Origin of the sequence: Allokutzneria oryzae (assembly GCF_042429765.1) — a bacterium.
GTDB classification, from domain to species: domain Bacteria; phylum Actinomycetota; class Actinomycetes; order Mycobacteriales; family Pseudonocardiaceae; genus Allokutzneria; species Allokutzneria oryzae.
In genome coordinates this window covers 333,412-355,565 of record NZ_JBHLZU010000033.1, presented here as the reverse complement: position 1 = coordinate 355,565, position 22,154 = coordinate 333,412, and the positions used below count along the sequence as shown (strand labels likewise).

Below are 22,154 nucleotides of genomic sequence, written 5' to 3'. Positions count from 1 at the left end.
AAACCGGGGATGGGGAGGTTCCGGGTGGGGACCCCAGGCACCCCTGATTGCACCCCTCACTTGGCTCGGTTCCGTAGCGGCGGGCGGGGGAGAGGCGGTGCTATAGGGGCGCGGTCGTAGGCGGCCGGACAGGAAGGAGCTGGCGGGCTGATGGACAACAACGAGGCGAAGCTCCGGGACTACCTGAAGCGGGCCACCGCCGACCTGCGCGCGGTCAAGCGCCGCCTGCGCGAGGTCGAGGACCAGGCCAGTGAGCCCATCGCCATCGTGGGCATGGCCTGCCGCTTCCCCGGCGGTGTCCGCGGTCCGGAGGACCTGTGGGCCGCCGTCGCCGATGGCCGCGACCTGATGGGCCCGTTCCCCAGCGACCGCGGCTGGGACCTGGACGCTCTTTACGACCCGACCGGCGAGCGCCGCAACAGCAGCTACGTCAACGAGGGCGCGTTCCTCGACGACGTCGCGCTCTTCGACGCCGGGTTCTTCGGCATCTCCCCGCGCGAGGCGCTGGCGATGGACCCGCAGCAGCGGCTGCTGCTGGAGACCGCCTGGGAGTGCTTCGAGCGCGCCGGGATCGACCCCGCCACCCTGCGCGGCAGCCAGACCGGCGTCTACCTCGGCGCCACCGACCACGACTACGGCCGCGGCATGACCGAGCTGCCGGAGGAGCTCGAAGGCAACGTGATGATCGGCCGCTCCGGCGCGATCTCCTCCGGCCGCATCGCCTACTTCCTCGGCCTGCACGGGCCCGCCGTCACGATCGACACCATGTGCTCGTCGTCGCTGGTCGCGCTGCACCTGGCGTGCGAGGGGCTGCGGCGCGGCGACTGCTCGATGGCCGTTACGGGCGGCACCACCGTCCTGTCAACCCCAGAGGGGTACACCGAGTTCAGCAGGCAGGGCGCGCTCGCCTCCGACGGCCGCTGCAAGGCGTTCTCCGCAGCCGCCGACGGCACCGGCTGGGCCGAGGGCGTCGGGGTGCTCGTGGTCGAGCGCCTGTCCGACGCGCGCCGCAACGGCCACAACGTGCTCGCCGTGGTGCGCGGCTCCGCCATCAACCAGGACGGCGCGTCCAACGGCCTGACCGCTCCGAACGGCACCGCGCAGCGCAAGGTGATCCAGCAGGCGCTGGCCAACGCGCGGGTGCCCGCCGACGAGGTCGATGTCGTCGAGGCGCACGGCACCGGCACCACGCTGGGCGACCCGATCGAGGCGCACGCGCTGCTCGCCACCTACGGCAAGGCCCGCCCGGCGGAGCGGCCGTTGTTCCTGGGATCGTTGAAGTCCAACCTGGGGCACGCCGCCGCCGCTGCCGGGGTCGCCGGCGTGATCAAGATGGTGATGGCCCTCCGGAACGAGGTGCTGCCCAAGACGCTGCACGTCGACGAGCCCTCGCCGAAGATCGACTGGTCCTCCGGGGCGGTGTCGCTGCTGACCGAGGCGCGGCCGTGGACCCGTGACGGACACCCGCGCCGTGCCGGTGTCTCCGCGTTCGGCGCGAGCGGCACCAACGCGCACGTGATCCTGGAGCAGACTCCGGAGGTCGTGCCGGACGAGGACGCGCCCGAGGTCGTCGCCGAGCCGGCCACCAAGGTCAGCGCCGGTGCCCTGCCGTGGGTTCTCTCCGCGCGCGGCGCGGACGCCCTCCGTGCGCAGGCCCGTCGCCTCCGGTCCCGTTTGGACGGTGAAGAGAGCGTCGCGGACGTCGGCTACTCGTTGGCCAAGACGCGGTCGAGCTTCGAGCACCGCGCCGTGATCGTCGGCTCTGACCGCGACGACATGCTCGCTGGACTTGACGCGCTGGCGCTCGGCGAGGAGCGCGACGGTCTCGTCCGCGCGGTCGCGGCCGATGTGGGCAAGTCCGTGTTCGTCTTCCCCGGCCAGGGCGCGCAGTGGGCGGGAATGGCGGTGGAGCTGCTGGAGACCTCGCCGGTCTTCGCGGAGCGGCTTCAGCAGTGCCATGACGCGCTCGCGCCCTTCACCGACTGGTCGCTGCTGGATGTCCTGCGCAACCAGGACGACGCGACGTGGCTGGAGCGGGTGGACATGGTCCAGCCCGCGTTGTGGGCCGTGATGGTCTCGCTGGCGTCGCTGTGGCGTGCCTCGGGTGTCGAGCCCGCAGCGGTCATCGGCCATTCCCAGGGCGAGATCGCCGCCGCCGTTGTCGCCGGTGCTCTGTCCATTGAGGATGGTGCGCGCGTCGTGGCTCTGCGCAGCAAGGCGATCAGGGCGATCGCCGGAGTGGGCGGCATGATGTCCGTTCAGCTTCCCCGTGAGCAGGCCCTGTCCTACGTGAAGGAGGGCCTGTCCCTCGCGGCGGTCAACGGCTCCGGTTCCGTAGTGATCTCCGGCGACAACCAGGCCCTCGACGCGCTTCAGGCTCAGCTCGAAGGCGAAGGGGTCCGCGTGCGGCGGGTTCCGGTGGACTACGCCTCGCACTCCGCGCACGTGGAGAAGATCCACTCCGAGCTGCTGGACGTGCTGGGCCCGATCACCCCGAAGCAGAGCGAGATCCCCTTCTACTCCACGGTTCTCGGCGAGCAGATCGACACCACCTCCGTGGACGCGGAGTACTGGTACCGCAACCTCCGGCAGACCGTGGAGCTGGAGAAGACGACCAGGCTGCTCGTGGAGCACGGACACGACGTCTTCATCGAGGTCAGCCCGCACTCGGTTCTGCTGCCCGCGTTGGGCGAGACCCTGGACGCGATGGGGCGCGACGGAGTGACCGTCGGTTCACTGCGCCGGGACCAGGGCGGGCTCGACCGTTTCCTCGCGTCGGTCGCCGAAGTGCACGCGCGCGGCGGTTCCGTGGCCTGGACGTCGGTCTTCGCCGGGCACGACGCCACTGTGATCGACCTGCCGACCTACGCGTTCCAGCGCCGCCGCTACTGGCTCGAAGCACCGGAGAAGCCGGTTGAGCAGGCCGCCGCGGCGGAGTCCGGGCTGGACAACGACTTCTGGCAGGCCGTGGAGCAGGGTGACCTCGCCGCGTTGGCCAGCACGGTCGGTCTCGACACCGACAAGCCACTGAGCGCGCTCCTGCCCGACCTCGCCGACTGGCGGGCGAAGCGGCGCGAGCAGTCCATTGTGGACTCGTGGCGCTACCGCGTTGACTGGACGCCGATCGACGAGCCCGCCCCGGCGAAGCTGGACGGCACCTGGCTCGTGCTCGCCCCGGTAGACGCCGGGTACGACTCGCTGCGGGCCCGTGTTCGCGCCACGGTGGAGCAGCACGGTGGCCGTGCCGTCGTACTCGACCTCGCCGAGGCGGACGCCGACCGCGAGCTGCTGGCGAAGCGGCTGCGCGACGCGGGCGGCGCCCCGTTCCGGGGAGTGCTCTCGCTGCTCGCGCTGGACCAACGGTGGCACATGACCCACCGCGGCCTGCCCAACGGTCTCGCCGCGACGCTCGCGCTGGTCCAGGCGCTCGGTGACGCGGAGATCGACGCTCCACTGTGGCTGGTCACCAACGGAGCCGCTTCCGTTGCCGGACAGGACAAGCTCACCAGTCCCGCCCAGGCCGCCGTGTGGGGCCTCGGCCGGGTCGCGGCGCTGGAGTACCCGCAGCGGTGGGGCGGCATGGTGGACGTGCCGCAGCAGCTCGACGAGTCGGCGGTGAACCGGCTGGCCGGAGTGCTCGCCGGACACGGCGACGAGGACCAGGTCGCGGTCCGCGCGAGCGGGCTGTTCGCTCGCCGCCTGGTCCGCGTCGAGTCGGAGAGCACCCCGGCGTCGTGGAAGCCGCAGGACTGCGTGCTGCTCACCGGTGGCACGGGCGGGGTCGGCGCGCAGATCGCCCGCTGGCTGGCCAAGCACCGCGCGCGCCGCCTGGTGCTGACCAGCAGGCGCGGCATCGACGCCCCCGGCGCCCGCGACCTGGTCGCCGAGCTCGCCGAGCTGGGCACCGAGGCCATCGTCGTGGCGTGCGACGTCGGCGACGAGCAGGCGCTGGTCGAGCTCAAGCGCCGGATGGAAGCCGATGGCTGGCCGATCACCTCGGTCATGCACATCGCCGGTGCCGGTGTCCTCAATGGACTCGGCGCGACCGATCTCGACGAGTTCGCCGACACCGCCTACGCCAAGATCGCCGGTGCCGCGGTGCTGGACGCGGTGTTCGACACCGACGAGGTCGCCGAGTTCATCCTGTTCTCGTCGATCTCCGCGGTGTGGGGCTCCGGTGACCACGGCGCCTACGCCGCGGCGAACGCCTACCTGGACGGGCTCGCGGAGTGCAGGCGCGGTCGCGGCCGCCCGGCGCTGTCGCTGGTGTGGGGCATCTGGGACCCCGAGGAGGGCGGCGGCATGGCGGCCAACCTCGTGGAGCAGGCGCTGCGCGACCGGGGCATCCCGTTCATGAACCCGCGCCTGGCCATCGACGGCTTCCACCGCGTGCTCAGCGACGACAACCGCGCGGTCGAGGTCGTCGCCGAGGTGGACTGGACGAAGTTCGTCCCGGTGTTCACCGCGGCCCGTCCGAGCCCGCTGCTGGAGACGGTTCCCGAGGTTCGCGCCGCGCTGCAACGGGAACAGGCCGCCGCGGCGAAGGTCGGCACCGGTGAGGCCTCGCTGAAGGACCGCATCGCCACGCTCAGCCCGGCCGAGCGGTCGCTGACCATCGCCTCCGTGGTGCGGACCCAGGTCGCGGCGTCGCTGAAGTACCCCGGGCCGGAGTCGGTGGAGACCGGGCGCGCCTTCCGCGAGCTGGGCTTCGACTCGCTGACCGCCGTTGACCTGCGCAACCGCCTCGGTGAGGCGACGGGGCTGCGTTTCCCGGTGACCGTCGTCTTCGACCACCCCAACGTGGTCGAGCTGGCCAAGCACGTCGAGAAGCAGCTGCTGCCGGAAGCTGCGATCGCCCCGGTGGAGAGCAACGAGACGCTGGCGCTGCTGTCCACCATCTCGCTGGACCGGCTGCGCGAAGCCGGATTGCTGGACACGTTGCTGCGCATGGCGAACGGCGCTCCCGACGAGGAGCAGGAGAGCGACTCCATCGACGACATGGACGTGAGCGCTCTCGTCGCCATGGCCCTCGACACCGACAACTAGTTCGGAGCGGAAGATGTCGGACTCGAACCAGCAGGTCGTCAACGCGCTGCGCGCGTCCCTGAAGGAGACCGAGCGGCTGCGCAAGGCCAACCAGCAGCTCAGTGCCGCCTCCCGCGAGCCCATCGCGATCGTGGCCATGAGCTGCCGGTACCCGGGCGGGGTCGGCTCGCCCGAGGACCTGTGGGACATCGTCGCCGATGGCCGCGACGTCGTCGGCTCCTTCCCCGCCAACCGCGGCTGGGACCTGGACGCCATGTACGACCCGGACCCGGACGTGCAGGGCACCTGCTACACCACGCAGGGCGGCTTCATCTACGAGGCGGACCGGTTCGACCCGGCGTTCTTCGGGATCTCCCCGCGCGAGGCCGCCACCATGGACCCGCAGCAACGGCTGCTGCTGGAGACCTCGTGGGAGGCGTTCGAGCGGGCGGGCCTGACTCCCCAGGCGCTCAAGGGAACCCCGACCGGGGTGTTCATCGGCGCGGCCTACCAGGGCTACGGCGAGAGCTGGCGGGACGCGCCGGACGGGCTCCAAGGCCACCTCGTCACCGGCATGTCCACCAGCATCATCTCCGGCAGGATCGCTTACACGCTGGGCCTTGAGGGCCCCGCCGTCACCATCGACACCGCGTGCTCGTCCTCGCTGGTCGCGATCCACATGGCGATCCAGGCGCTGCGCCAGGGGGACTGCTCGCTGGCCGTCGCAGGCGGTGCCGCGATCATCTCCGCGCCGATCTCCCTGGTCGGCTTCGCCCGGCAGCGCGGCCTCGCCGAGGACGGGCGCGGCAAGGCCTTCGGCGCGGGTGCCGACGGCATGGGCCTCGGTGAGGGCGCGGCGGTCATCCTGCTGGAGCGGCTCTCCGACGCCGAGCGCAACGGGCACGAGGTCCTCGCGGTCATCAAGGGCTCCGCGCTCAACCAGGACGGCGCGTCCAACGGGCTCGCCGCGCCGAGCGGTCCCGCGCAGCGCAAGGTGATCAACGCGGCGCTGGCCAACGCGCGGCTGAAGCACGAGCAGATCGACGTGGTCGAGGCGCACGGCACCGGCACCAAGCTCGGCGACCCGATCGAGGCGCACGCGCTGCTGGAGACCTACGGCCAGGCCCGCGCCGACAACCGTCCACTGTGGATCGGTTCGGTCAAGACCAACATCGGGCACGCGCAGGCCGCGTCGGGTGTGGCCGGTGTGATCAAGATGGTGCAGGCGCTGCGGCACGGCGTCCTGCCGAAGTCGCTGCACGCCGAGGAGCTGTCCCCGTTCATCGACTGGGAGACCGGCAACGTCGAGGTCCTGCGCGAGCAGCGGTCCTGGCCGGAGACCGGCGAGCCCCGCCGCGCCGCCGTCTCCTCCTTCGGCCTCAGCGGCACCAACGCGCACGTGATCCTGGAGCAGGCTCCGGCAGTTGAGGAGCCCTCGGCCGAGCGCAACGCTCCCGAGCACATCCCGTGGCTGCTGTCGGCCCGCAGTGAGGCCGCCCTGCGCGAGCAGGCTCAGCGCCTCCGCGACCACATCGAGAACAACCCCGGCATCCAGCCGCTGGACGTGGCCTTCTCTCTGGCGACCACGCGCGCCCGCTTCGAGAACCGCGCGGTCGTTCTGGGCAGTACCCGCGAGGACGTTCTGTCCTCTTTGGACGCACTGGCGAAGGGTGAGCCCGCGGGCTCCGTGGTGCGCGGATCGGTCACCGACATCAACCGCACCGTTTTCGTCTTCCCCGGCCAAGGCTCGCAGTGGGCGGGCATGGCCAGCTCGCTGCTGAGCACCTCGCCGGTCTTCGCCGCACGGATGCGCGAATGTCACGACGCTCTCGCGCCTTTCGCCGACTGGCGTCTGCTGGACGTGCTCGATGGCCCTGACACGTCCTGGATGGACCGGGTCGACATCGTCCAGCCGGTGCTGTGGGCGGTCATGATCTCCCTCGCCGCGCTGTGGCAGGCGCACGGTGTCGAGCCCTCGGCGGTCGTCGGCCACTCCCAGGGCGAGATCGCCGCTGCCGTTGTCGCCGGTGCTCTGTCCATTGAGGATGGTGCGCGGGTCGTAGCGCTGCGCAGCAAGACCATCAGCGCGATCGCGGGCCGTGGCGGCATGATGTCGGTCGCACTGTCCCGTGCGGACGTGCAGCCGTGGCTCGACGAGCGTGGTTCCGATGTCTCCCTCGCCGCTGTCAACGGTGCGAACTCCGTTGTGGTGTCGGGCGAGACCTCCGCGCTGGACGAACTCCAGGCAGCCCTTGAGGCCGCTTCGATCCGTGTTCGCCGAGTCAACGTGGACTACGCGTCGCACTCCGCCCACGTGGAGGAGATCCGCGACCAGATCCTCGAAGTCCTGGCGCCGGTTCAGCCGCGCACGCCCGCGGTCCCGCTGTACTCGACGGTGACCCGCGAGGTGATCGCCGGTCCGGAGATGGACGCCGACTACTGGTACCGCAGCCTCCGCCAGACCGTGGAGCTGGAGGACGTCACCCGCCTGCTCATCGAGCACGGTCACGAGGCGTTCGTCGAGACCAGCGCGCATCCCGTGCTGCTGCCGGCGATCCAGGAAACGCTCTTCACCACGGACAAGGGTTCCTCCAGCGTCGTTGTCGGCTCGCTGCGGCGCGACGAGGGCGGCTTCGACCGGTTCCTCACCTCGCTGACCGAGCTGTACGTGCGCGGCGGCTCCGTGGACTTCGACCCGATCTTCGCCGACACGTTGGCGCGCAAGGTCGAGCTCCCCACCTACGCCTTCCAGCGGCAGAACTACTGGATGGAGTCCTCCGCCACCGTCTCGGCGGTGACCTCCGGTGCTCCGGACGACGACTTCTGGTCCGCCGTCGAGGGTGAGGACCTGCACGCTCTCGCCGCCACTCTGGGCATCGAGGCCGAGGACTCGCTCGGTGCGCTGCTGCCCGTTCTGGCCAGGTGGCGCAAGGCGAAGCAGGAGTCCTCCACCGTGGACTCCTGGCGGTACAAGGTCACCTGGGAGCCGCTCGCGGATGCCGCGCCCGCGTCCGCTGGGACCTGGCTCGCCGTGGTTCCGGCCGGACACCGCAGCGACCTCCTCGGTGGGTTGGACGCGACGGTGATCACCCTTGAGCTCGACACCGCCGACATCGACCGCGCCCGCCTGGCCGCCCGCATCACCGAGCTGGCCGAGCTGTCCGAAGTAGACGGTGTGTTGTCGTTGCTGGCCCTGGACGAGCGCCCGCACTCCGCCTCCGGCCAGACCGTCGGCGTAGCGCTCACGGTCACGCTGACCCAGGCCCTCGGCGACGCCGCTGTGGACGCGCCGCTGTGGTTCGCCACGCGCGGCGCTGTCTCGGTCTCCCGCGCCGACCGCGTCGTGAACCCGGTCCAGGCCACGATCTGGGGCCTCGGCCGCATCGCCGCCCTGGAGTACCCGCACCGCTGGGGCGGCCTCATCGACCTCCCGGACACCCTCGACTCGCGAGCCCTGCGCCGCATCACCACCCTGCTCACCACCCCCGCCCTCTCCCCAGAGTCCGCCGTCCGCCCCTCCGGAACCTTCACCCGCCGCCTTGTCCGCCATTCGCGGGCTAATGGACCTCTCAGCGCCTCTGAAAGCGTCCATAAGCCCGCGAATGGCCAGGGGTGGACCACGCGGGGGAGCGTGTTGGTCACTGGGGGGACTGGTGGGTTGGCCGCGCATGTGGCGAAGTGGGTGGTGGGGCGTGGGGCGGAGCACCTCGTGCTCACCAGTCGGCGTGGGAGCGATGCGCCCGGAGCCGCTGAGCTGGCCGAGGAGCTGCGGGGGCTGGGCGTCGAGGTCACCGTCGCGGCTTGCGACGCGTCGGACCGGGACGCCCTCAAGGCCCTGATCGACGGGATCGACGATCTGCGAGCCGTGGTGCACACCGCCGGTGTGCTCGACGACGGGCTGATCGACACCCTGACGCCGGAGCGGACCGACGTCGTGTTCGCGCCGAAGGTCGCCGCCGCGCAGCACCTGCACGAGCTGACCCTCGACAAGGAACTCGACGCGTTCGTGCTGTTCTCGTCCTTCGCCGGTACCGCAGGCGGTTCCGGGCAGGGCAGCTACGCCGCCGCCAACGCTTTCCTTGACGCGCTCGCACTTCAGCGGCGTGCCGACGGACTGCCCGCGACCTCCATCGCGTGGGGTGCCTGGGCGGGCGGTGGTCTGGTGGACGCCGCGACCGCCGAGCGGTTGAAGCGCGGCGGCATTCCCGCGATGCAGCCCGAGTTCGCGGTCGCCGCCATCCAACGTTCGCTGGACGACGAGGACGCCTACGTCGCGGTTGTGGACATCGACTGGCCGACCCTCGCGCAGAGCTCGCCGACGGTGAAGACCAACCCGGTGTTCGGTGACCTGGCCGAGGTCCGGGCGCTCAAGGCGGCTCCGCAGGCCGCCGAGGCACCGAGTGCCGACGGGTGGGGAGCACTGTCCGAAGAGGACCGTCGTAAGGCCCTCATCGACGTGGTCGCCGGTCAGGTGGCCGCCGTGCTGGGCTACTCCGGCGGCGACCAGATCGAGCCCGCCAAGGCGTTCCGCGACCTCGGCTTCGACTCGCTGACCGCCGTGGACCTGCGCAACCGGATCGCCGAGGCCACCGGCCTGCGGCTGCCGGTCACCCTGGTCTTCGACTACCCGACCGTGACGGCGCTCGCCGAGCACCTGGCTTCCCAGCTCGTCGGCGCGGTCGCCGAATCCGCCGCGCCGGTCGTGTCCAGTGTGGACACGGATGAGCCGATCGCGATCATCGCCTTGAGCTGCCGCTACCCCGGTGGTGCGAGCACTCCCGAGAGGTTCTGGGAGCTGCTGGTCGAAGGGCGCGACGCGGTTGGCGAGTTCCCCACCGACCGTGGTTGGGACCTCGACGGCCGCTTCGACCCGGACGCCGACAAGCCCGGGACCTTCTACGCAACGGGCGGAGGGTTCCTCCACGACGCGGCCGACTTCGACCCCGCGTTCTTCGGCATCAGCCCGCGCGAGGCCCTCGCAGTGGACCCGCAGCAGCGGCTGCTGCTGGAGACCGCGTGGGAGACCTTCGAGCGCGCGGGCATCGACCCGATGTCGGTCAAGGGCAGCAGGGGCGGCGTGTTCATCGGCTCCAGCTACAACGATTACGGCTCGCGCTTCGACACCGCACCGCCGGAGTTCGAGGGCTACCTCGCGCTCGGCAGCTCCAGCAGCGTCGCCTCCGGCCGCCTCTCCTACACCTTCGGCCTCGAAGGCCCGGCAGTGTCGGTGGACACCGCGTGCTCCTCGTCGCTGGTCGCGTTGCACCTCGCGGCGAAGGCCCTGCGCAACAACGAGTGCGACTCCGCACTCGCGGGCGGCGTCGTCGTTATGTCCACAATGGACAGCTTCATTGAGTTCTCCCGGCAGCGCGCCATGTCCCCGGACGGTCGCTGCAAGGCGTTCTCCGACAAGGCCGACGGAGCGGGCTGGTCCGAGGGCGTCGGCATGCTGCTGCTGATGCGGCTCTCCGACGCGCAGCGCGACGGCCACCCCGTCCTCGCGGTGCTCAAGGGCTCGGCGATCAACCAGGACGGCGCTTCCAACGGCCTCACGGCGCCGAACGGTCCGGCCCAGCAGCGCGTGATCCGCGCCGCGCTCGCCGACGCGGGCATGACCCCGCAGGAGGTGGACGCGGTCGAGGCCCACGGCACCGGAACCTCGCTCGGCGACCCGATCGAAGCGCAGGCGCTGTTCGCCACCTACGGTCAGAACCGTGAGAAGCCGTTGTGGCTCGGCGCCTTGAAGTCCAACATCGGGCACACTCAGGCGGCCTCCGGCATCGCCGGTGTCATCAAGATGGTGCTGTCGTTGCAGAACGGCCTGCTGCCGCGAACGCTGCACGCGGAGACGCCGTCGCCGCACATCGACTGGTCGGCCGGAGAGATCGCGCTGCTGACCGAGCCGGTGGAGTGGGAGCGCAACGGCCACCCGCGCGCCGCGGGTGTCTCCGCCTTCGGGGTGAGCGGCACCAACGCGCACGTGATCCTCCAGGAGGCGCCCGCCGTCGTCGAGGAGGACCGGGTCGCTCCCGAACTCCCCGCCACGCCGTGGGTGCTCTCCGCCAGGAGCAGCGCCGGTCTGCGCGGTCAGGCCGAGCAGCTTCTGTCCCATGTGGACGCCAACCCTGACGACGCGTTGGTCGACACCGCGTACTCACTGGTGAGCAGTCGGTCCACTTCGGACTACCGCGCGGTCGTCGTCGGCCAGGACCTCGCGGCCATGCGCGCCGGCCTCGCTTCCCTCGCGGAGGGCAGCGAGGCGCGTGGCGTCGCCAGCGGTCTGGTCGGCCAGGGCGGTCGCCTCGCGGTGATGTTCACCGGCCAGGGCTCGCAGCGCACGGGCATGGGACGCGAGCTGTACGACGCGTTCCCGGTCTACGCGTCGGCCTTCGACGCTGTGTGCGCGCACCTTGAGGCGCATCTGGACCGACCCATCCGCGACGTGATCTTCGAGGGTGAGGACCTGGACCAGACGGGGTACACCCAGCCCGCCCTGTTCGCGGTCGAGGTGGCGTTGTACCGGCTCGCGGAGAGCTTCGGCGTCCAGCCGGACTACCTCGTCGGTCACTCCATCGGCGAGATCGCCGCCGCCCACGTGGCCGGTGTGCTCAGCCTCGCCGACGCCGCCAAGCTCGTCGCCGCGCGTGGCCGCCTCATGCAGGCTCTGCCCGCAGGCGGCGCCATGGTCTCGGTCCAGGCCGGTGAGGCGGACGTGCTGCCGCTGCTCGAAGGCTTCGAGGACGAGGTCAGCATCGCCGCGCTCAACGGTCCACTGTCGACGGTCATCGCCGGAGCCGAGGCGGCCGTTCTCAAGGTCGCCGCCGCAAGCGGGGTGAAGACCAAGCAGCTCACAGTTTCCCACGCGTTCCACTCACCGCTGATGGAGCCGATGCTCGCCGAGTTCCGAGAGGTCGCCGAGTCGGTGACCTACGGCAGCCCGCGACTGTCCATCGTGTCCAACCTGACCGGTGAGCTGGTCGAGGAGATCGACGCCGACTACTGGGTCCGGCACGTCCGCGAGGCCGTGCGGTTCCAGGACGGCATCCGTTGGCTGGAGGACAACGGCGTCGGGACCTTCCTGGAGCTGGGCCCCGGCGGAGTGCTGGCGTCGATGGCCCGCGACTGCCTTGAGCGGGAAGCGGTTCTGGCCCCCGCTCTGCGCAAGGACCGCCCCGAGGCAGAGTCCCTGTTGACCGCGCTCGCCGAGCTGCACGTGCGTGGGGCGTCGATCACCTGGGACGTGCTCTTCGACGGTGCCCGCCGCGTGGACCTGCCGACCTACGCCTTCCAGCGGCAGCGCTACTGGCTGGACGCGTCGCAGCAGACCGCCGATGTCGCCAGCGTCGGGCTTAGCGTCACAGAGCACCCGCTGCTCGGAGCGGTGACGGAGCTGGCCGACAGCGACGGCTACCTGTTCACCGGAACGATCTCCGCGAAGACCCACCCGTGGCTGCTCGACCACGCGGTCGCGGGCTCGGTTCTCTTCCCTGGCACGGGATTCCTGGAGCTTGCGCTGCACGTGGCCGCCGAGGTCGGAACGCCGGTCGTCGACGAGCTGACGCTCGAAGCGCCGCTCGTGCTGCCGGAGAAGGGTTCTGTGGCTCTCCAGCTCTCCGTGAGCGGCCCGGACGAGCGCGGAAACCGTTCCCTGACCGTGCACTCGCGATCCGGTGACACCTGGCTGCGGCACGGCACCGGAACCCTGACCACCGAGTCCGAGCCCGCCGAGCGCATGACGGGCGCCTGGCCGCCCACCGGTGCGGAGAAGCTGGACACCGACGGCCTGTACGACCGCATGCTGGCCGGTGGCTTCGGCTACGGTCCGACTTTCCAGGGCCTCAAGTCGGCGTGGCGCGACGGCTCGGACATCGTCGGCGAGGTGGCGTTGCCGGAGGAGCAGCGGTCGGCGGCGGCCAAGTTCGGCCTGCACCCGGCTCTGCTCGACGCGGCACTGCACACCCTCGCCTTCGGCGGCCTCGAAGGACTTGAGGGCGGCCTGATGCCGTTCTCGTGGACCGGTGTCGCGCTGCACGCGGTCGGCGCCCGCGAGCTGCGGGTCCGGATCACCGCCAACGGCAAGGACTCCGTGCGGGTCGAGGTCACCGATCCGGCCGGTCAGCCCGTGGTGTCGGTGGAGTCCCTGGTCCTGCGCCCGGTCTCCACGGACAGCATCAAGGCCGCATCGGCTGCCGACGGCTCGGGTCTCTACACCTTGGACTGGACTCCACTGTCCACTTCGGACGACACAGCCACCGGCGAGTGGGCCTTCCTCGGGGACGACTCCCACCCGGCGGTCCAGGCGCTCCGCACCGGCGGCGTCAAGATCACCGCCTACCCCACCCTCCAGGCCCTGGTCACCCACCTCGCCACCGGCGCCCTCATCCCCGAAACCGTCCTCACCACCTGCCATTCGCGGGCTTATGGACCTTCTGAGGACTCCCAAAGCGTCCATAAGCCCGCGAATGGCGAGCTGGCGCGGCGGGTGCGGGAGGCGGCGCACGGGGCGCTGGAGCTGGCGCAGGCGTGGTTGAAGGAGGACCAGCTCGGTGGGGCCAGGTTGGTGTTCCTCACCGAGAACGCGATGGGAGGTCCCGCCGAGGACCTGGGCCAAGCCGCCGTGTGGGGGCTCATCCGATCCGCGCGCAACGAGAACCCCGATCGGTTCGTGCTGGTGGACACCGACGGGACGGACGCGTCGTACGCGGCGCTCCCGGCCGCGCTGGCCACCGACGAGCCGCAGTTGATGACCCGGGACGGCGCGGTGCTGGCGGCGAGGGTCGGCAGGGCCTCGGAAGTTCCGGTCGCCAAGGAGATCGACCCCGAGGGGACCGTTCTCGTCACCGGCGCGACCGGCATGCTCGGTCAGCTCGTCGCGCGGCACCTGGTCGCCCAGCATGAGATCAAGAACCTCATCCTGGTCGGCCGCCGTGGCCTGAATGCGCCGGGCGCGGTGGAGCTGCGCGACGAGCTGACCGCCTTGGGGGCCGACGTCTCGGTGGTCGCCTGCGACGTGTCCGACCCCGAAGCGGTCGCCGTGGTGCTGAAGGAGGTTCCGGCCGGGCACCCGCTCACCGCCGTGGTCCACACCGCTGGTGTCCTGGACGACGGCGTGTTCGACTCGCTGACCCCGCAACGGCTCGACACGGTGTTCCGGGCCAAGGTCGATGCGGCGGTGAACCTGCACGAACTGGTCAAGGACCTCGACCTGGCGGCGTTCGTGCTGTTTTCCTCGATCGCCGGTGTGGTCGGTGGCGCGGGGCAGGCGAACTACGCCGCTGCCAACGCCTTCCTGGACGCGTTCGCACAGAGCTTGCGCGCCGAGGGTTTCCCGGCGCAGTCCCACGCGTGGGGTCTGTGGGCGGAGCGCAGCGGCATGACCGGCAAGCTCGACTCCGCCGACATGCAGCGCGCGGCCCGCTCCGGTATCGCGCCGATGACCACCGAGGAGGCGCTGGGGCTGTTCGACGCGGCGCTCGGCTCCGGGCACAGCGCGCTGATCCCGGCGCGGCTCGACCCGACGGCGCTCAAGGCCGAGGCGGCGGACGGCACGATCCAGTCGGTCTTCCGCGGCCTGGTCCGGACCCCCGCGAAGCGGGCGACCGCCTCAACGTCGGCCGCGGTCTCCGGGCTCGCCGAGCGACTGTCCGGTTTGGACACCGACGAGAAGAACCAGGTGCTCCAGGAGCTCGTGCAGTCCACAGCCGCCGCTGTGCTCGGGTACTCCGACGCCAGTGGCATCGACGCCGAGCGCGGGCTGCTGGAGCTGGGCTTCGACTCGCTGACGGCGGTCGAGCTGCGCAACCGGCTCAGCAAGGCGACCTCGCTGCGGCTCCCGGTGACCCTGCTCTTCGACTACCCGACCTCCACGGCGATCGCGGGCTACCTCGGCAGCCAGATCAAGACCACCGAGGTCGACCCGGCGCGGCAGAGCCTCGCCGAGCTGGACAAGGTCGCAAGGGGGCTGGGCCGAATCGCGTCGGACGACAAGGCCAAGGCCAAGGTCGCCGCGCGGCTGCAGGAGCTGCTCGGGGTGCTCGGCGTGGCGACCGACGAGGTCTCCGCCCGGCTGTCCGAGGCCAGTGACGACGACATCTTCGACTTCATCGACAACGAGCTCGGTCTGTGACTGTCGTGACGACGACGAGGAAGTGGCGGTAGCGCGGTGAGTGAGGACAAGCTTCGGGATTACTTGAAGCGGGTGACGGCTGATCTGCACCGCACTCGTCAACGGCTCCAGTCCTTCGAGGAGCCGGTCGCGATCGTGGGCATGGCGTGCCGCTACCCGGGCGGGGTCAGCACGCCGGAGCAGCTGTGGGAGCTGGTCGCTTCCGGGACGGACGCGATCAGCGACTTCCCCGACGACCGAGGGTGGGACCTGGAAGCCCTGTACAACCCCGATCCCGACGTCCCGGGCACCTCCTACGCCCGCGAGGGCGGCTTCGTCGACGACGTTGACCACTTCGACGCGGCGTTCTTCGGCATCTCCCCGCGCGAGGCCGTCGCGATGGACCCGCAGCAGCGGCTGCTGCTGGAGACGGCGTGGGAGGCACTGGAGCGCACGGGAATCGACCCGGCATCGCTCAAGGGCAGCCGCACCGGTGTCTTCGCAGGCGTGATGTACCAGGACTACAGCCGCCGACTGACCACGGTTCCGGACGACGTCGAGGGCTACCTCGGCGCGGGCAACTCCGGCAGCATCGCCTCCGGTCGCATCGCCTACATCCTCGGCCTCGAAGGCCCGGCGGTCACCGTGGACACCGCGTGCTCGTCCTCCTTGGTCGCACTGCACCTGGCCGCGAGGTCGTTGCGCCACAACGAGTGCGACCTCGCTCTGGTCGGCGGCTCGATGGTCATGTCAACGCCGGTCGCCTTCGTGGACTTCGCCCGCCAGCGCGGCCTCGCGCCCGACGGCCGCTGCAAGGCCTACGCCGACTCGGCCGACGGGACGGGCTGGGGCGAGGGCGTCGGCATGATCGCCGTCGAACGCCTGTCCGACGCGCAGCGCAACGGCCACAAGGTCCTCGCCATCGTCAAGGGCTCGGCGATGAACCAGGACGGCGCGTCCAGCGGGCTGACCGCACCGAACGGCCCCTCTCAGGAGCGCGTCATCCGGGCGGCGCTGGCCAACGCCCGCCTCCAGGCCGACGAGGTCGATCTCGTCGAAGGGCACGGCACCGGCACCTCGCTGGGCGACCCGATCGAGGCCCAGGCGCTGCTGAACACCTACGGCCAGGAGCACACCGCCGAGAAGCCCTTGTGGCTGGGCTCGTTGAAGTCCAACATCGGCCACACCCAGGCAGCGGCCGGTGTCGGTGGCGTGATCAAGATGGTCATGGCCCTGCGCAACGGTGTCATGCCGAAGACGCTGCACGCCGACACAGCATCGTCCAATGTGGACTGGTCGGTCGGCGCGGTCTCGCTGCTCACCGAGGCCCGCGACTGGCCACGTGGTGAGAACCCGCGTCGTGGAGCCATCTCGTCCTTCGGGTTCTCGGGCACCAACGCGCACGTCATCCTCGAAGAAGCCCCGCCGGTGGAGGAGGAGCCGGTCGAAGTCACCGCCTCGGTCCCGGTGATCCCGCTGGTGCTCTCCGGCAAGACCCCTGAGGCGCTGCGTGCGCAGGCCACCCGCATCGCATCCTTTGTGGAGTCGTCTCCGCTATCCACAGTGGACATCGCCCACTCCCTGGTCACCACGCGTTCCGCCTTCGAGCACCGCGCGGTGGTGTACGCCTCTGCCCGCGAGGACCTGGTCGCGCGACTGAACTCGCTGGACGGGGTCGGTGCCGTCACCGGACGTGCGGTCGGCGGCAAGACCGCGTTCCAGTTCACCGGCCAGGGCGCTCAGCGCATTGGCATGGGCCAGCAGCTGTACAAGGACTTCCCCGGGTACGCCAAGGCTTTCGACGAAGTCGCCGCCGAGCTGGACAAGCACCTCGCCCGGCCGATCGCCTCGGTCATCGCCGACGGCGACGGCCTGGACCGCACCGAGTACACGCAGCCCGCGCTCTTCGCCGTCGAGGTCGCCCTGTTTCGCCTCGTCACGAGCTGGGGCGTGAAGCCGGACTTCCTCATCGGCCACTCGATCGGTGAACTGGCCGCCGCGCACGTCGCCGGAGCCCTGTCCCTGGCCGACGCCGCCACGCTGGTCACCGCCCGCGCCCGGCTGATGCAGTCCGCGCCCGAGGGCGGTGCGATGGTTTCCGTCCGTACGGCCGAGGACGTGGTCTCCCCGCACCTGGCCGGTCGCGAGGAGAAGGTCAGCGTCGCCGCGGTCAACGGCCCCGAGGCCACGGTGATCGCCGGTGACGAGGACGCGGTGCTGGAGATCGCCTCGGCGCTGGAGGCCGAGGGCGTCAAGACCAAGCGCCTCAAGGTCAGCCACGCCTTCCACTCCCCGCACATGGCCAGAGTCCTGGAGGAGTTCCGCAAGGTCGCCGCGACGATCACCTTCACCGCGCCGAAGATCCCCGTCATCTCCAACCTCGACGGTCAGCGCGTCACCGGCTACACGGCCGACTACTGGGTGGACCACATTCGCCAGGCCGTGCGGTTCCACGACGGTATCCGCACCCTGGAAAGCCTTGGTGTGACGCGATTCCTGGAGCTTGGCCCGGACGGAGTGCTCACCGCTGCCGGAGCCGACTGCCTCGCCAACCCCGACCGCGCGACCCTGGCGTCGGTGCAGCGCCGCGAGCGCGACGAGATCGACACGCTGCTCGCCGCCCTCTCCGGCATCCACACCGCCGGGGGCGTGGTGAAGTGGACGGAGTACTTGGCGGGAACCGGCGCCAAGGTCGTTGACCTGCCGACCTATGCCTTCCAGCGTGAGAAGTACTGGCTCGACGCGGTCGCCGAGACCGGTGACGTGGCCAGCGCGGGACAACGTGGTGCGGAGCACCCGCTGCTCGGTGCGATCGTGGAGCTGCCCGACACCGACGGAGTCGTGTTCACCGGACGCCTCTCCGCGCAGACCCACCCGTGGCTGGTCGACCACGCGGTCGGCGGGACGATCCTGTTCCCCGGAACGGGTTTCCTGGAACTCGCGGTGCGCGCCGGTGACGAGGTGGGCTGCGACCGAGTCGAAGACCTCACCTTGCAGGCCCCGCTCACACTGTCCACAAAGGGCGGTGTCTCGCTTCAGGTCAGCGTCGGTGCTCCGGACGAGTCGGGTGCCCGCGAGCTGAACATCTACTCCCGCGACGACAGCGAGTTCGCCGAGCAGACATGGGTTCGCCACGCGACCGGCCTGCTCGCGGTCGGTGCGGCCGAACCCGCTTCGTCGTTGGCGGCCTGGCCCCCTGCCGACGCCGAGGAGCTTGAGGTCGAAGACCTCTACGAGCGCTTCGCCAGCAACGGTTTCGCTTACGGACCGGCATTCCAAGGTGTGCGCGCTGCTTGGGCGAAGGGGGACGAGGTCTACGCCGAGGTCGCCCTGCCGACCAAGCAGCGCGAGGACGCCGCTGCCTTCGGGCTGCACCCGGCGTTGCTCGACGCCGCCCTGCACCCGATCGCACTGGGCGCGTCGCTGCTCGACCCCGGTGAGGACCCGACCCGTGGCCGACTCCCGTTCTCGTGGACCGGAGTGTCTCTGCACGCTTCCGGTGCCGAGGAGGTCCGGGTCCGCCTCGCGCGCGCCGGTGGTGACTCCGTCACGCTGACCATCGCCGATGCCGAAGGCAATCCGGTCGCCGACGTGGAAGCCTTGGTGCTGAGGCAGATGGCGGCCACCACGACCACGGCCGCCGCGCCGGCGAACCTGCACGAGTCGCTGTTCCGGCTGGACTGGACGGCCACGTCGGTCGCGGGAGCGCCACTCCGCCGAGCGGGGCTGGTCGGGTTGGACGAACTCAAGATCACCGAGGCCCTCGACGGGGCCGGGGTGCACGTCGAGTCCTATGCCGACCTGGACTCGCTCTCCGGTGCATTGTCCACCGGAACCTCAGCTCCCGGCGTTGTTCTTGTCCCATGTGGACCGATCTCCGGCAGTGTTCCCACAGCCGCTCGTGAGACCACGGCCGCCGCATTGGAGCTCGTCCAGCAGTGGTTCGCCGATGACCGCTTCAGCGACTCGCGGCTGGTCTTCGTCACCACGGGAGCCGTGCAGGCCACCGAGACCGACGAGATCACCGACCTGGCGAACTCGGCGTTGTGGGGCCTGCTCCGCTCCGCGCAGTCGGAGATGCCGGACCGCATCGGCCTCCTGGACATCGACGACGACCCGACGAGTCACAACGCGCTCGCCACGATTCTCAACAGCACCGAACCGCAGATGGCCGTTCGCGCGGCAGTCGCGCACACTCCACGCCTGGCGCGCATCGCGGTGCCCGACACCCTCGACGCGGTCGAGTTCCCGGCCGACGGAACGGTGTTGATCACCGGTGCCACCGGCTCGCTCGGCAAGGCACTGGCGAAGCACCTGGTCGCCGAACACGGTGTGAAGCACCTGGTTCTGACCAGCCGCCGCGGCCTCGCAGCCGAAGGTGCTGAGCAGTTCCGTGACTCCCTTGCCGCAGAAGGTGTTTCGGTCTCCGTGGTCGCGTGTGACTCGGCCGACCGGGACGCTCTCGCGGCAGTGATCAACGGGCTGGAGCACCCCTTGTCGGCGGTCGTGCACACCGCTGGTGTCCTGGACGACGGCACGATGGCATCACTGACCCCGGAGCGCATCGACACCGTTCTGCGGCCCAAGGTCGACGCCGTGGTCAACCTGCACGAGCTGACCAAGGACCTCGATCTCTCCGCGTTCGTGCTGTTCTCGTCTGCGGCCGGTGTCCTCGGCGGTGCCGGTCAAGGCAACTACGCGGCGGCCAACACGTTCCTGGACACGTTCGCGCAAAGCCTGCGCAAGCAGGGCCGTCCGGTTGTGTCGCTCGCGTGGGGCGTGTGGGCGAGCGAGGGCAGCATGGCGGACACCGGGCGCGGCAACCGGTCCGGCATCGCGCCGCTGTCCACCGCACAGGGCCTCTCGCTGTTCGACACCGCGTTGAGCCTCGGCGAAGGCGTGGTCATCCCGATGCGCCTGGACATGACCTCGTTGCGCGCCAACGCCGCTTCGGGCTCCGCCCCAGCGCTGCTGCGCGGCCTCGTCAGGGTTCCGTCGCGGCGCACCGCGAAGTCCCGTGGCGCGGCCTCTGGCGGCGGCCTGGCGCAGAAGCTGGCCTCGATGACCGAGGAGCAGCGCCTGAGCACAGTCCTGGACCTGGTCCGCGAGCACGTCGCAACGGTGCTCGGCCACGCCGACTCCTCGGCGATCAGCGCCGACCACGCGTTCGTCGACTCCGGCTTCGACTCGCTGACCGCCGTCGAGCTGCGCAACCGGCTGGCCACGGCCACCGGCCTGCGCCTGCCCGCCACGCTGGTCTTCGACCACGCGGACCCCGCGGCGTTGGCGGCACACCTGGTGCAGGAGCTGGGAACCGCCGCGCCCACCGAGGCAACGGCTGCCGCCGCACCGTCCACTTCGGACGCTGGTGGGACCACGCTGATGTCGCTGTACATGGACGCGTTCCAGACCGGCAAGTGGGCGGAGATCTTCGAGCTGCTGCGCGCCGCCGCCGCGTTGCGCCCGATGTTCACCGGCTCCGACGACCTGGACAAGCTCCAGCAGATGCCGAAGCCGGTGCTGCTCTCGCGCGGTGACGCGGAGAAGAAGGTCTACTGCTTCTCCTCGTGCCTCGCGGTCGCGGGCATCCACCAGTACGCCAGGTTCGCGGCGAGCTTCCGGGGGCAGCGCAACGTCTCCGCGCTCGCGGTGCCCGGCTTCAACCGGGGCGAGAGCCTGCCGACCGACATCGCCGCGGTGATCCAGGCGCAGGCCGAAGCGGTGCGCCGCGACGCCGACGGCGCCCCGATCGTCCTGCTCGGATCGTCGGCGGGCGGCTGGTTCGCGCACGCCGCGGCGGGCTACCTGGAGAGCGTCGGGGAGCAGCCCGCCGGCGTGGTGCTCGTCGACACCTACACGCCGAAGAGCAACCTGATCAACCAGTTCGGCCTGTCCCTGATGGACGGCATGGTCGAGCGCGAGGGCGTGTTCGTCACCATGGACGACGCCAGGCTCTCCGCGATGGGTTGGTACCTCACACTTTTCGGGAAGTGGGGTCCGGACGAGATCAACACCCGTACGCTGCTGGTGCGGGCGACCGAGCCGCTGTCGCAGGGTTCGATGCGCGCACTCGGTGAGGACTGGCGCTCCTTCTGGGAGTACCCGCACGACGTGGTCGACGTGCCGGGCAACCACTTCTCCATGCTGGAGGAGTACTCCAGCCAGACCGCGTCGGCGATCAACGAGTGGATCGAGGGCCTGGCCTAGCCCGGGCGAGTGTGAAGGGAAGGACGACCCCATGCTGGAGCTCTCCCCGGAGTTGTCCCTGTGGTTCCGCAGGTTCCACACCCCGGCCGACGACGCGCCGGTCCTGGTGTGCTTCCCGCACGCGGGCGGCTCGGCGAGCTACTTCTTCAAGCTTTCCGAGGCGCTGTCCCCGTCGGTGGACGTGCTCGCCGTGCAGTACCCGGGACGCCAGGACCGCCGCGCCGAGCGCTGCGTCGACAACGTGGTGACGCTGGCCGAGCAGGTCGTCGAGGCCATCATGCCGCTGACCGGGCGGCCGCTGACGTTCTTCGGCCACAGCATGGGTTCCACCGTCGGCTTCGAGGTGGCGCGGCGGCTGGAGCACGACCACGGCCGCCCGGTGGAGCGGTTCCTGGTCTCGGCCCGCTGCGCCCCGTCACTGCACCGCAGCGCGGAGATCCACAAGCGCGACGACGACGGCATCATCGCCGAGATCGCCCGCCTGAGCGGAACGGAGTCGTCCCTGCTCGGCGATGAGGAACTGATCAGGATGGTGCTGCCGTCGATCCGCAACGACTACAAGGCGGCGGAGACCTACGCCTACACCCCGGGACCGGCCCTGAGCTCCCCGGTGGTCGGCCTCTGCGGCGACTCCGACCCCCGCGTCAGTCCCGAGGACCTGGACGGCTGGGCCAGCCACACCACGGGCTCCTACACCTCGAAGACCTTCCAGGGCGGCCACTTCTACTTCGGTGACACCCCGGGCCCCCTCGCGGCGGAGATCCGCACCCACCTCCTCCACCCCACCCCCCTCTGACGGGGCCGCGGCGGCTTTCCA

2 protein-coding genes and 2 pseudogenes are annotated in these 22,154 nt (G+C 70.6%); all 4 read left to right on the top strand.

What is annotated here, in order from left to right; translation table 11 throughout:
- Positions 1–147: 147 nt before the first annotated feature.
- The 4 genes and pseudogenes from ACFFQA_RS36080 to ACFFQA_RS36065 all read left to right on the top strand — a co-directional run bounded on the left by ACFFQA_RS36080 (position 148) and on the right by ACFFQA_RS36065 (position 22,133).
- Positions 148–5,046 carry a type I polyketide synthase gene (locus ACFFQA_RS36080; protein ID WP_377862323.1) on the top strand — a complete coding sequence of 1,633 codons (4,899 nt, stop codon included), beginning with the start codon at positions 148–150 and terminating at the stop codon, positions 5,044–5,046.
- A gap of 31 nt (positions 5,047–5,077) precedes the next feature.
- Positions 5,078–15,151: pseudogene (locus tag ACFFQA_RS36075) on the top strand (type I polyketide synthase); the annotation flags it as partial.
- Between the two features lie 39 nt (positions 15,152–15,190).
- Positions 15,191–21,337 (top strand): annotated as a pseudogene (locus tag ACFFQA_RS36070) (type I polyketide synthase); the annotation flags it as partial.
- A gap of 31 nt (positions 21,338–21,368) precedes the next feature.
- A complete protein-coding gene (locus tag ACFFQA_RS36065) occupies positions 21,369–22,133 on the top strand; it encodes a thioesterase II family protein (protein WP_377862288.1) in 765 nt (254 codons plus the stop codon).
- The last annotated feature ends 21 nt before the right edge of the window (positions 22,134–22,154 follow it).

What these genes read in the sequence shown, in the direction of transcription:
- ACFFQA_RS36065 (WP_377862288.1), top strand. Translation starts at nt 21,369, where the DNA reads ATGCTGGAGCTCTCCCCGGAGTTGTCCCTGTGGTTCCGCAGGTTCCAC.